The organism is Bacteroides clarus YIT 12056 (assembly GCF_900129655.1).
Taxonomy (GTDB): domain Bacteria; phylum Bacteroidota; class Bacteroidia; order Bacteroidales; family Bacteroidaceae; genus Bacteroides; species Bacteroides clarus.
This window is the reverse complement of sequence record NZ_FQWK01000005.1, coordinates 386010-398167: the sequence shown is the minus strand read 5'-3', so window position 1 is coordinate 398167 and position 12158 is coordinate 386010. Positions and strand designations below refer to the sequence as shown.

Sequence of the window (12158 nt, the reverse complement as noted above, 5' to 3'; positions counted from 1 at the left end):
CCGATGGATAAGATTCAATCAAAGCGTATTAATACTCCTCTTCGTTGAAGAAGAAATCTTCTTTGCTGGGATAATCAGGCCAAATATCTTCAATACTTTCATAAATCTCGCCTTCATCTTCCATTTCTTGCAGATTCTCAATAACCTCAAGCGGAGCGCCCGAACGCATGGCATAATCTATCAGTTCGTCCTTAGTTGCCGGCCAAGGGGCATCTTCCAATTTAGATGCTAATTCCAATGTCCAATACATAGTTTCTAAGTATTAAAATTGTGAATATTAATTCCTATCTTTATTTTTCGGCAAAAGTATAACAAAATATTTCACTTGCAACTATTATTCCAAAATATTTCTTCTTTTTCCGCGTCTTGATTCATTTTTCGTGAAAGAACAAACAAATAGTCAGACAAACGGTTGACATAGGCTAATAATTCTGAAGAAATGTCTACCTGCTCCGCCAAAGCAAGAATGCGGCGTTCAGCACGACGGCAAACGGTGCGACAGATATGACAAACGGCAGCCCCACGACAGCCGCCCGGAAGGATAAAAGAGGTCAGCGGAGGAAGCGTATCATCCAAACGGTCTATCTCATATTCCACCGCTTCCACTTGTTCCGGGGTGGTAATACTCACTTCATGGAGTTTGGTCTTTTCACGATCTGTCGCAAGGTAAGAACCTATTGCGAACAATTTATCCTGTACTTGTCGTAAGAACTGTTTGTCACGCTCATCGGAAAGATAGGTAATGAGAAAACCCAAGTTAGAGTTCAGCTCATCTACCGTGCCGTAGGTTTCAAGGCGGATATGAGTTTTGGAAACACGGGTACCACCCACAAGGGAGGTTGTTCCCTTATCTCCGGTTTTCGTATATACAAGGCTCTTTTTCATAATAGTCATTTTTCCTTTGAAACGCCTAAAGGTAATCAAAAGTTGACAATGTAGTCCTGTTTTATCTTGGTTTTATCAAAGAATATAATGCCGAGGTCATAAAGGTCGAAAGTAATACCAGCCTTTTCGTGTTGACTGATACATTTCCAAACAGCACGCATCCGAGATGTATAACGGATACCTTCGATTACAAAAACGGATGTTTTAGTAGTACGGGAAATACAGATACGGAATACTTCTTCTACAAATTCCGGGCGACGGTAATCGTGCAAGTATAGAAAATCGACAGGAGCGCCACTCTCCAGAAAAAGTTCGGACAACTCGGAAGCGGCTGTATAATCCGCCCCCTCTTTAGCGGCTTTCAGATAAAGAGAAGAGGCTGACTGTCTGCCGGCATCCACAACTGTAGTCGGTTGTGCGTAATTCACTAAACGGAATAGAAGCCGCTTTACTTTTAAGGATTCGTAACTCCACGTACGGTCTTTCTGCGGCGCAAGCTTCTTTTGTGCGGTTACCAGCTCCTCATACTTATAATAAGGAGTGGATTCATAGATAACGTGTGTTATCAAATTGAAAGCGAAAGGTGAATGTACCCCGTAACCGCAACGGTGGCGGAAGCGATACAGCCAAATGAAAGGATGTTTCAGTGCAAGTAATATACGGTTCATCATAAATTGATTCTTTATTACGTTGCAAAAATACAGAAAAACCGGAAATGGAAGCTAATCACACACCTTTCCTTTAATAACCATACCCGTACCGGATGAATAATTTTCCTGAACCGTCAGAGCAACATTCTTTCTGTCAAAATGAAAGACGAGGTCAAGAGCTGATACCCAATTGACATAATGCACTTTCAGTTCAAGCGTTTTTGATGCCGGCCAAGCATAACTTCCTGCCACCCGAAAAGGGCCTTCGATACCGCAGAAACGTCCTTTTGGGATAATAGAATAAGGAGGATAAGCCTTTATTACTGCCATTTGCCATTGTTTATAACCGAACAGCAGGTCGTAAGTATTATCATTCATTTCCGTTACTGTCATTACAACTTCTCTTGGTTTGAAATTCAGTGTAAGGGATTGCCAACCGAATTTATTCTGTTCGAGAGTGATACGTTTGCCGTTATATATCTGTGCTTCGGGGGATATTGTCTTACCTTGCACAAAAGGGAGCCGGCAGGATTGTTGTTTCTTTTGCAGCTGTCCATAAGCCTTACCGACTTTTAAGGGGGTGTCAGTCACTTCAGGCAGCAAACGGTTCCACACCAACCTACGTTGTGCACGACCGTTGGTCCGTGTACATTCCGTTATAACCACTACCATATCCTTATCCGGGATAATCAGGATATATTGCCCGAGTGCTCCATCGGCACGTACAGCTCCGGGATATTCGCAAAGCCACATCTGATAACCGTAATCATCTCCTAAAGTAGACATCTGCTTGGTCATCATCTGCTCTACCCATGATGCAGGGAGTAGCTGCCTGCCTTTCCACATTCCACGGTTTAACAAGAGTTGACCGAACTTGGCCAACGATTCACTTTGGATATAAAGTCCCCAACCACCTGTATTGTAACCTTCGGGACTGATTTCCCACGCCACTTCCATGATATTCATCGGATTGAAAAGTTTCAGTTTCAGATAATCCAGCAGGGTCATCCCCGTTACTTTTTGTACAATGGCAGAAAGCAGGTAAGTGGCTATCGAGTCATACTCAAACTGTTTGCCGGGTTCTCTGACTGGTTTTGCAAGAAACGTACGTATCCAGTCCGTACAAATATTACGCATATTCCAGTCCGCAGCAATACCGGAAGTCATGGTCAGCAAGTCTCGCACGGTCATAGCTGCCAAATTGGTCGAAATTGTATCAGGCAATGATTCCGGGAAAAAGGTAGCAACACGGTCTGTCAAGCGCAGACGATTGTCCGCAACAGCCAGTCCTACCGCAGCGCTGACAAAAGTTTTGGAACAGGAATACATCGTATGGCTATACTCAGGCGCAAAGGGAGCCGGATAAATCTCCGCAACCACCTTGCCATAACGCAGTACCATGACACTATGAATTTCGGTTTTTGGAAGTAACATCAAAGAGTCAAATAAGGCAGTAACGGCTTGTGAAGGAATACCCTCCGCCTCAGGCGTGGAGCGTGGCAGTTCATTAACTTGTGCAGAAAGCGTAAAAGAATACAGTAAGCAGAAAAGCGACAAAAAAGAGACGATTTTATTCCTCATGACAATAATCGGTAATTCGTTGAACAAATAACGCAAATGTACAGTATCTACATACGAAAGACAAGTTATCTATGGGATTTAACTTCAATACCACAACGTCCGCATATTTTTCTTTTTAAGACAGAGAACCATTCTAACTGCAAAATGTTCTCTATGGGAATAACCTAAAACTCAACAGATAATGAAAAAATTAATAATGTTTATAGGTATTGCCGTTCTCATAGCAGGCTGTTCGGATGATGACAAGGATAACACTACGGACAATTCGCACCTCATCAGTCCGCGCATGGCAATGAGTATCGACAATATCAACGGACAACAAAGTTCATTTACCGGTATTCTGACAGTTATACCATGTGATGCAAACAGTTCCATCTACTATGGAAACTATGTAAGAGGAAAGCTGTCTCCTTTCTACGGTTACTACCAAGTAAAGGACGGTACTTTCTATGACGGATCCATTAATCGAGAAATCTCATTACCGATAGGTACTTACAACATGATTTATTGGGGAACGCCCAAATATCAGGATCCTGTTTACGCCCATCCCGCCATAAAAGAAGCGGCTCACAGTATAGGACTGGATATGTCAAAACAATCTCTTGGCTTATTTAAAATATCGGCCGACACCATTTACTATCCTGTATTCGACCTGGTATATGCAGCACAAACGATAAAGATTGGAAGTGAAAGCCTCAAAGCCTCTTTAAAGCGAGTGGTAGCCGGACTGAAAGTTGTTTTGAAAGATAAAGACGATACAGTACTGAGTTCCAGTATAGATAGTGTAGCCGTGCGAATTACCAATATTTATAGCGAGCTCAATTATTATACTGGAGAGCCACAAGGGATACCACGTACAATCGCTTTCCCATTGGCTCGCTCAATAGACGGTACTCAAATGAGCAATAGTACGGTTATGTTATTCCCGTCCGCCGGCAAATCTGAATTCCAGTTAACAATCACACTCAAAAACGGTAATGTAAAAAGCTTTAAGCAAACGTTGAGTTCTCCACTCAACGCCAATACCAAGCTGACTCTGACTTTAAGTTTGGGCAATATCTTTTCTGAAGAATCTTCCGGTGACTTTACTGTCGATAACTGGAATGAAAAAAACGAAAATATTGATGTACCGATAATTGAGTGAGAGAGTTTCAGTTATGTTTCAGTAGAAAAACGATAAAGCCTTGTAAACGTTCAATTTACAAGGCTTTATCGTTTTTCTTTGTACCCAGACCCGGGGTCGAACCGGGATGGAAGTGAATCCACTGGTGTTTGAGACCAGCGCGTCTACCGATTCCGCCATCTGGGCATGCTTGATTTCTCAAATGCGGTGCAAAGATACGGCTTTTTTTGAAACCTGCAATACTTTCTGCAAAAAAAAGCGAAAAAAGTAAGAAAATATCCTGCAAACATTCCTTGTTTGTAAAATATGCAGTACTTTAGCAGAAACTTTTAAAACATTTCATATGATAACCAATAAGGATAATTTCTGTGTAATCATGGGTGGTGGAATCGGTAGCCGTTTCTGGCCTTTCAGCCGTAAAACTCTTCCGAAACAATTTCTAGACTTTTTTGGCACAGGGCGTTCATTATTGCAACAGACATTTGATCGATTCAGCAAAGTAATTCCTACAGAGAACATACTGGTTGTAACCAATGACTTATATGCAGACTTAGTAAAAGAACAGCTTCCCGAGTTAAAACCTGAACAGATTTTATTAGAGCCTACTCGTAGAAACACAGCTCCATGCATTGCATGGGCCGCCTATCATATCCGCGCATTGAATCCGAATGCCAATATAGTAGTCGCTCCTTCAGACCATCTCATCCTAAAAGAAAGCGAATTCCTTTCAGCCATAGAAAAAGGTTTGGCATTTGTTGCAAAATCGGACAAACTTCTAACTCTTGGTATCAAGCCCAATCGTCCGGAAACAGGATATGGCTATATACAGATAGCCGAACACATAGACAGCAACTTCTATAAAGTGAAAACCTTTACAGAAAAGCCCGAACTGGAATTAGCCAAGGTTTTCGTAGAAAGCGGAGAGTTTTATTGGAATGCCGGTCTCTTTATGTGGAATGTCAATAGTATCATCAAAGCCGGTGAATCACTTCTGCCCGAATTGGCGACCAAACTGGCAGCCGGAAAGGATGTATACGGAACACCGGAAGAAAAGAAATTCATAGACGAGAACTTCCCTGCATGTCCTAATGTATCCATCGACTTCGGCATTATGGAGAAAGCAGATAATGTATATGTATCATTGGGCGATTTCGGCTGGTCTGATTTAGGAACATGGGGCTCCTTATACGACCTTTCTCAAAAAGATGAATCGGAGAATGTTACTCTGAAATGCCAGTCTCTATTATACAATAGCAAAAATAATATTGTCGTTCTTCCGCAAAACAAACTTGCCGTCATCGACGGATTGGAAGGCTACCTCATCGCTGAATCGGATAATGTACTGCTGATTTGCAAAAAGGATGAAGAACATTCCATACGTAAGTATGTAAACGATGCTCAAATCAAACTGGGAGATGATTATATTTAAACGATTCTCCGATAACAGGAAAGTATAATAAAAAGCGGTAGTTGAATATAACAACTGCCGCTTTCATTTTTATATAGGGGAGGAAATAAAATCTATCAGAGTGCCATGCGAATGGCTTCGGCTACCGCCTTAAATTCTTCATCTGTCAATTTCAGCTTCGGATTGGAGAAAATCATATCCTTTTCGTCTTGCATAGGAATCAGATGGATATGTGCATGAGGGACTTCCAAACCTAAAACAGCTTCACCTACTTTCTTGCAAGGAAAAGCCTTACCGATAGCCAATGCCACTTTCTTTACAAAGATATGCATTACAGCCAAATCCTCGTCGCTTAAATCAAAGATATAGTCCACTTCCTGCTTGGGAATGACCAACGTATGACCTTTCACCAACGGATTAATATCAAGAAATGCAAAGAATTTATCATTCTCCGCTACCTTATAGCAAGGTATCTCACCTGCGATAATTCTGCTGAATATTGTTGCCATAACTTTATATATGTATAAAATAAGGCAAGCCCGCATACGGACCTGCCTTTCCTTTAAAACGATATGTTTACTACTTCCAGATTAATCATACCCTGCGGAACTTTAATTTCAGCAACATCACCCACTTTCTTACCAAGCAAACCTTGTGCAATCGGAGTGTTTACAGAAATCTTGCCCTCTTTCAGGTTGGCTTCGCTTTCAGACACAATAGTATAAGTCATCTTCATACCATTTTTCACATTCTTCAGTTCCACCTTATTCAATATCTGTACACTGTCGGTCTTCAACTTGGACTCATCAATAATCTTGGCATCGGCAATCACCTGCTTCAGTTTATTGATTTTCATTTCAAGAAGACCCTGAGCTTCTTTTGCTGCATCATATTCCGCATTTTCCGACAAGTCACCCTTGTCACGCGCTTCAGCGATAGCTGCCACAATTTTCGGGCGTTCTACCGTTTCCAGCTGTTTTAAATCGGCTAACAACTTATTGTAGCCTTCTTCTGACATATAAGCCATACTTTTTCCTCCTTATTATTTATATTGTTTTTTTAATGGTATTATAAACAAAAAAGAATTCCAACATGGTCAGCATGCTGGAACCCTCTTTCCTATTTTCCTTTGCAAAGATAGCCTTTTAAATAATGCGTGTCAAGCAAAAAGTAGTGCTTTGTAACATATTTAAATGAAATCTTCTAATTTATAACACGTTACAACAGAGCCTTCACTGCTGCATCCAAATCTTTAATTGACTCACCACGAGCACTTAATTCACTCTTTTTATTGATAAGGAAGACAGCCGGAAGCGACTGCACATTATAAGCGGCAGCTATGCTGGAATACACCCCATTGGCATCACGCACGCATACCCAAGGCAAGTTATCAGCGGTTGTTTTCCAATAGTGCTCATCCGCATCCAAAGAAACCTGATAAATCTCCAAACCTTGTCCGGCATACTTGTCATACAAATCACGCAGCATATAATTATGTGTAGGGGAAACCGCACTCTGATAGATTGTAAAATCCAAAATGACAGCTTTGCCCTTCAAATCACTCAACTTATGCATATTACCTTTCATATCGCGCAAGTTAATGTCGATGATGCCCGTTTCCGAAACAGCTTCTGTAGGAAGCTCCACTACCTTTTGCTGCGGAGTTCGGGTATTCTTCATTCCCTTTATCACGATATTATAAAGATTCTTTGAACGGTCGGCATGCGGATAGTAGTTATTCAAGCTGGTTGCCACAGCGGCAAAACATTTCACATCATCTTTATTGTTCAACGGGTCGAATATCAGATAATTATTCAGCTTCTGGAACAAAGCAAAATAAGCGGCAGCCGTATTGGGAGCAGCAAAAATATAATTTATCTTCACTTCATCCTTATAGTTCTTCATCAATGTAGCAAGGCTGTCTTCAAACACATCCGCACCCATCTTATGCGCCTGCATGCTCTGAATCAACGCATTCACATTGGTTTGCAACTGCATTTGTTTCATGGTAAGTTCTTTTATCTTCGCACTGTTGGCCGATCCCTCTACGGTATAAGCCGTAGAAAAATCCGTATACGGTGCATTCAATCGAACTGTTTCCGTAGAATCTATGGAAAAGTTGATCACCTTGTCATCCACCCGCAAACGATAAAATTCCGGAGATACCGGGCGCGTCTGCTTGAAAGCAAACGTACCGTTACCTTTCAACTTGACAGAATCCAAAGGAACAATACCTTCCAAAGCCGAAGCTTCCAGATAAAGCGTCTTGCCGTCAGCACCGGATATTTCGCCTTCCACTTTAAATTTCGGTTCGGAATCACATGCGCTCAGGCCCAGAGCAGCCAACGCTACAAAAAGAATCTTTTTCATATTTCGTGTATTTTTCTAAAAAGAACGTGCAAATATACTCCTTTTCACGGTTAGTCAAAGCATTTTCCCGCTTCTTACACTTATAAAAGTGCAAAAAACAGCTAAATACAAACTTTTTATCTCATTCCCACCGCATTACACGAATAAAATATGTATCTTTGCGGGAATTTTGAAAGAAAATAGATATAAAACATTTTTTATGATTAACCCAATTGTTAAGACGATCGAGCTTCCTGATGGCAGAACCATCACGCTCGAAACGGGAAAGCTGGCAAAACAGGCAGACGGTTCTGTAATGCTTCGTATGGGCAACACCATGCTTCTAGCTACTGTTTGTGCCGCCAAGGACGCAGTTCCCGGAACAGATTTCATGCCGTTACAGGTAGAGTACAAAGAAAAATTCTCCGCATTCGGACGTTTCCCCGGAGGTTTTACAAAACGCGAAGGTCGCGCTTCCGATTATGAAATCCTTACTTGCCGCCTCGTAGACCGTGCTCTCCGCCCTTTATTCCCCGACAATTTTCATGCAGAGGTATATGTAAACATCATCCTCTTCTCAGCAGACGGCGTTGACATGCCGGACGCATTGGCAGGACTTGCAGCTTCTGCCGCCCTCGCAGTTTCAGATATTCCTTTCAACGGACCGATTTCCGAAGTACGTGTAGCGCGTATCAACGGTGAATTCGTTATCAACCCTACTTTCGAGCAACTGGAGAAAGCCGATATGGACCTTATGGTAGGCGCCACTTATGAGAACATCATGATGGTAGAGGGTGAAATGGACGAAGTGTCCGAAAAAGATTTGCTGGAAGCCATGAAAGCCGCTCACGAAGCGATCAAGATACAATGTAAAGCCCAGATGGAGTTGGCAGAAGAGGTCGGTTCTACCGTAAAACGCGAATACTGCCACGAAGTAAACGACGAAGAGCTCCGCAAGGCTGTTCACGACGCTTGCTATGACAAGGCTTATGCAATCGCCGCTTCCGGCAATAAGAACAAGCACGAACGCATGGATGCTTTCGATGCCATCCGCGAAGAATTCAAAGCGCAGTTCAGCGAAGAAGAGCTGGAAGAAAAAGCTCCGCTTATCGACCGTTACTATCACGATGTTGAGAAAGAGGCCATGCGCCGTTCTATTCTGGACGAAGGCAAACGTCTCGACGGACGTAAGACTACCGAAATCCGTCCTATCTGGTGTGAAATCGGTTATCTGCCCGGCCCTCACGGCTCCGCCATCTTCACGCGTGGTGAAACCCAGTCTTTGTCTACCGTTACTTTAGGAACAAAACTGGACGAAAAGATCATCGACGACGTTTTGGAACACGGAAAAGAACGTTTCTTGTTGCACTACAACTTCCCGCCGTTCTCTACGGGTGAAGCTAAAGCACAGCGTGGCGTAGGCCGTCGCGAAATCGGTCACGGTCACCTTGCATGGCGTGCATTGAAAGGACAAATTCCTGCCGACTATCCGTACGTAGTACGTGTTGTATCCGATATTCTCGAATCAAACGGTTCTTCTTCCATGGCTACCGTATGTGCCGGAACATTGGCTCTGATGGATGCCGGTGTAAAAATCAAGAAACCCGTATCCGGTATCGCGATGGGATTGATTAAGAACGCAGGCGAAGAAAAATATGCCGTACTGTCCGACATCCTCGGTGATGAAGACCACCTTGGCGATATGGACTTCAAGGTAACCGGTACAAAAGATGGTATCACTGCTACCCAGATGGATATCAAGGTAGACGGTCTGTCTTATGAAATCCTTGAAAAGGCATTGCTGCAGGCTAAAGAAGGACGCGAATACATTCTGAGCAAAATCACCGAATGTATCGCGGAACCGCATGACGACCTGAAACCGCATGCTCCCCGCATCGAAACCATGACTATTCCTAAAGAATTCATCGGCGCTGTAATCGGCCCGGGCGGAAAGATTATCCAAGGAATGCAGGAAGAGACCGGCGCAACGATCACCATTGAAGAAATAGACAACATCGGTAGAATTGAAATTGCCGGAACCAACAAGAAATCCATTGACGACGCAATGCGTATCATCAAGGGTATCGTAGCCGTACCGGAAGTAGGCGAAGTCTACAAAGGTAAAGTACGTTCCATCATGCCTTACGGTGCATTCGTTGAGTTCTTGCCGGGTAAAGACGGTTTACTCCACATTTCCGAAATTGACTGGAAACGTTTGGAAACGGTAGAAGAAGCCGGAATCAAGGAAGGTGACGAAATCGACGTGAAGTTACTCGACATCGATCCGAAAACCGGTAAATTCAAACTGTCCCGCAAAGTATTGCTTCCAAGACCGGAAAGACAAGAAAGACCGGAAAAGAAAGAAAAATAATCCTTATATAATAAGGATATATAAGCCCGACAGCCTGCTGTCGGGCTTTCTTTTTATCCCCTCACACAACGGAAGTCAAAAAAACAACAAACATTGTTTGCATATTACGAAAAGATTGCGTTGTTTTGTCATACGAAACCTTAAATCGTACGAAAAAACCCCAAACCGAATGTCCGATCTTACCAGATTACATGCAATGGACCTTTTCTCGCGTTTTTTCCAAGAGAACCAAGAAAAGTTCCTGACTTTTGCTTACTCCTATCTCAGAGATAAAGCGGAAGCCGAAGATGTGTTAATGGAATCCATGATTGCTTTATGGGAGAACCGCGACCGCTGGGAAGAAGGCAGTAACCTACACGCCTTGTTACTGACCATTATCAAGAATAAATCCCTCAATCTTTTAGAACACAAACAGATACGGCTGCGGGCGGAAGAAGACATCGACAGCCACAGCCGGCGGGAGTTGGATTTACGTATATCGACCCTGAAAGCCTGCGAACCCGAACAGATATTCAACACCGAAATACAGCACATCGTCCATAAGGCATTAGAGCAGATGCCTCAGCAAAGCCGTACCATTTTCATGCTAAGCCGTTACCAGAATCTCCCCAACAAGCAAATCGCAGAGCAGTTGAACATCTCGCTGAAAACCGTAGAGGCGCATATCACCAAAGCCCTACGCATACTGCGATTAGAGCTGAAAGATTACCTGGCTTCCATACTCCTCTAAACATTAAAATCACTTTTATTCAAAAAAGTCCCATATTTCGATAGGGTTGTCCACATCTCATCGGTTATATATACAGAAGGGCCCTGAAAGCTCTCCTTTTAACCAAGCGACTTTTTATGATGAATCAGGAATTACTATATAAATATTTTAAAGGAACAGCCTCCATTGAAGAGGAAAAGCAGATTCTGGATTGGGTTGAAGCCTCCGAAGAAAACCGGGAGGCCTACCTGAAAGAACGTATGCTGTTCGACGTATCCCTATTCTCCACAAAGCAAGACAGCAAGAAAAAACCGATGCGCCTCATGCCGATGCTCCGCTGGACGGCACGTATCGCGGCAGCTATCGTCATTGCCGTATCCGGTTACTATATGACCACAGATTATATATATAATAAGAATGCACAACCTCAAACCATTACCGTTCCTGCCGGACAACGCGCCCAAATCACGCTTGCCGACGGCACACGCGTATGGTTGAACGCCCAATCAACACTTACCTACGCCTCCAACTTCGGCCGCAAAGAACGCAACGTAGAACTGGACGGCGAAGCCTATTTCGAGGTTACCAAAAACAAGAAATTACCATTCTACGTACATACGGAGATGAATAAGGTAAGAGTAGTCGGCACCTGCTTCAACGTCTGCGCATACAAAGGCAGCAAAGAGTTCGAGACAACACTGGTAGAGGGTATCGTAGATATTTATCCAAGCTGCAATGACCAGGTAATCACCCGCCTGCACAAAGACGAGTTCTTCGCCAACTATGACGGACGCTGCAAGAAAACGATTCTCCCCTCATACGAGTATCTCCGCTGGAAAGAAGGATTGTATTGTTTCGACGACGTCCCGTTCAGCGGCATTTTAGATAAACTCGAGAAATACTACAATGTAAAGATAAGCGTTACCAGCCCCAGACTACTGACCCACGAAGGGCTGACCGGCAAATTCAGGGAGCAGGACGGCATCGAACACATCTTGCGAACCATCTCCAAAGAACATCCGTTCAAGTTCAGCATCAATGAAGCGAAAGACTCGATAATCATATATGAATAAATAAGAACC

The 12158-nt window shown here is 43.2% G+C and carries 12 protein-coding genes and 1 tRNA gene; 5 read left to right on the top strand and 8 right to left on the bottom strand.

Annotated features, from left to right (window positions below; translation table 11 throughout):
* Positions 1 to 28: 28 nt before the first annotated feature.
* The 4 genes from BUB52_RS11095 to bas-suc form a co-directional block, all read right to left on the bottom strand.
* Positions 29 to 250: a DUF2795 domain-containing protein gene (locus tag BUB52_RS11095; RefSeq protein ID WP_002558131.1), complete on the bottom strand. Its 222-nt coding sequence runs from the start codon at positions 248 to 250 to the stop codon at positions 29 to 31.
* Between the two features lie 71 nt (positions 251 to 321).
* Complete coding sequence (locus tag BUB52_RS11090) at positions 322 to 885, bottom strand: cob(I)yrinic acid a,c-diamide adenosyltransferase (RefSeq protein WP_022217657.1); 564 nt, start codon at positions 883 to 885, stop codon at positions 322 to 324.
* Between the two features lie 35 nt (positions 886 to 920).
* Complete coding sequence (locus BUB52_RS11085) at positions 921 to 1553, bottom strand: hypothetical protein (RefSeq protein WP_039950867.1); 633 nt, start codon at positions 1551 to 1553, stop codon at positions 921 to 923.
* Positions 1554 to 1607: 54 nt separating this feature from the next.
* Entirely contained in the window at positions 1608 to 3116 is a 1509-nt protein-coding gene (bas-suc, locus tag BUB52_RS11080) for a 3-succinylated cholic acid synthase (RefSeq protein WP_009122223.1), read from the bottom strand.
* Positions 3117 to 3297: 181 nt separating this feature from the next.
* Between bas-suc and BUB52_RS11075 the strand changes: the two genes are divergently transcribed.
* Positions 3298 to 4260 carry a FimB/Mfa2 family fimbrial subunit gene (locus BUB52_RS11075; protein WP_009122221.1) on the top strand — a complete coding sequence of 321 codons (963 nt, stop codon included), beginning with the start codon at positions 3298 to 3300 and terminating at the stop codon, positions 4258 to 4260.
* A gap of 81 nt (positions 4261 to 4341) precedes the next feature.
* Here the strand turns inward: BUB52_RS11075 and BUB52_RS11070 are convergent.
* Positions 4342 to 4425: transfer RNA gene (locus BUB52_RS11070), tRNA-Leu, on the bottom strand.
* Between the two features lie 157 nt (positions 4426 to 4582).
* Between BUB52_RS11070 and BUB52_RS11065 the strand changes: the two genes are divergently transcribed.
* Positions 4583 to 5668: a mannose-1-phosphate guanylyltransferase gene (locus BUB52_RS11065; RefSeq protein WP_009122220.1), complete on the top strand. Its 1086-nt coding sequence runs from the start codon at positions 4583 to 4585 to the stop codon at positions 5666 to 5668.
* Positions 5669 to 5763: 95 nt separating this feature from the next.
* Here the strand turns inward: BUB52_RS11065 and BUB52_RS11060 are convergent, their stop codons facing one another.
* The 3 genes from BUB52_RS11060 to BUB52_RS11050 form a co-directional block, all read right to left on the bottom strand.
* Positions 5764 to 6156 (bottom strand): HIT family protein, encoded by a 393-nt coding sequence (locus BUB52_RS11060; RefSeq protein WP_039950798.1) that lies wholly within the window; start codon positions 6154 to 6156, stop codon positions 5764 to 5766.
* A 53-nt stretch (positions 6157 to 6209) separates the two neighbouring features.
* Complete coding sequence (greA, locus tag BUB52_RS11055) at positions 6210 to 6674, bottom strand: transcription elongation factor GreA (protein ID WP_009122218.1); 465 nt, start codon at positions 6672 to 6674, stop codon at positions 6210 to 6212.
* Positions 6675 to 6865: 191 nt separating this feature from the next.
* On the bottom strand, positions 6866 to 8017 hold the full coding sequence (locus BUB52_RS11050) for a TlpA disulfide reductase family protein (protein WP_009122217.1): 1152 nt from the start codon (positions 8015 to 8017) through the stop codon (positions 6866 to 6868).
* Between the two features lie 199 nt (positions 8018 to 8216).
* Here BUB52_RS11050 and pnp point away from each other — a divergent pair, with 199 nt between their 5' ends.
* The 3 genes from pnp to BUB52_RS11035 all read left to right on the top strand — a co-directional run bounded on the left by pnp (position 8217) and on the right by BUB52_RS11035 (position 12149).
* Entirely contained in the window at positions 8217 to 10367 is a 2151-nt protein-coding gene (gene pnp / locus BUB52_RS11045; protein ID WP_039950797.1) for a polyribonucleotide nucleotidyltransferase, read from the top strand.
* 169 nt (positions 10368 to 10536) lie between these two features.
* Positions 10537 to 11097 (top strand): RNA polymerase sigma-70 factor, encoded by a 561-nt coding sequence (locus BUB52_RS11040; RefSeq protein WP_009122215.1) that lies wholly within the window; start codon positions 10537 to 10539, stop codon positions 11095 to 11097.
* A 119-nt stretch (positions 11098 to 11216) separates the two neighbouring features.
* Positions 11217 to 12149: a FecR family protein gene (locus tag BUB52_RS11035; protein ID WP_039950795.1), complete on the top strand. Its 933-nt coding sequence runs from the start codon at positions 11217 to 11219 to the stop codon at positions 12147 to 12149.
* The last annotated feature ends 9 nt before the right edge of the window (positions 12150 to 12158 follow it).

Excerpts from the sequence above, each read along its gene's own strand:
- BUB52_RS11090 (WP_022217657.1), bottom strand. The coding sequence starts at position 885 with ATGAAAAAGAGCCTTGTATATACGAAAACCGGAGATAAGGGAACAACC.
- BUB52_RS11035 (WP_039950795.1), top strand. The coding sequence starts at position 11,217 with ATGAATCAGGAATTACTATATAAATATTTTAAAGGAACAGCCTCCATT.
- BUB52_RS11085 (WP_039950867.1), bottom strand. The coding sequence starts at position 1,553 with ATGAACCGTATATTACTTGCACTGAAACATCCTTTCATTTGGCTGTAT.
- bas-suc (WP_009122223.1), bottom strand. The coding sequence starts at position 3,116 with ATGAGGAATAAAATCGTCTCTTTTTTGTCGCTTTTCTGCTTACTGTAT.
- pnp (WP_039950797.1), top strand. The coding sequence starts at position 8,217 with ATGATTAACCCAATTGTTAAGACGATCGAGCTTCCTGATGGCAGAACC.
- BUB52_RS11040 (WP_009122215.1), top strand. The coding sequence starts at position 10,537 with ATGTCCGATCTTACCAGATTACATGCAATGGACCTTTTCTCGCGTTTT.
- BUB52_RS11095 (WP_002558131.1), bottom strand. The coding sequence starts at position 250 with ATGTATTGGACATTGGAATTAGCATCTAAATTGGAAGATGCCCCTTGG.
- BUB52_RS11060 (WP_039950798.1), bottom strand. The coding sequence starts at position 6,156 with ATGGCAACAATATTCAGCAGAATTATCGCAGGTGAGATACCTTGCTAT.
- BUB52_RS11075 (WP_009122221.1), top strand. The coding sequence starts at position 3,298 with ATGAAAAAATTAATAATGTTTATAGGTATTGCCGTTCTCATAGCAGGC.
- greA (WP_009122218.1), bottom strand. The coding sequence starts at position 6,674 with ATGGCTTATATGTCAGAAGAAGGCTACAATAAGTTGTTAGCCGATTTA.
- BUB52_RS11065 (WP_009122220.1), top strand. The coding sequence starts at position 4,583 with ATGATAACCAATAAGGATAATTTCTGTGTAATCATGGGTGGTGGAATC.
- BUB52_RS11050 (WP_009122217.1), bottom strand. The coding sequence starts at position 8,017 with ATGAAAAAGATTCTTTTTGTAGCGTTGGCTGCTCTGGGCCTGAGCGCA.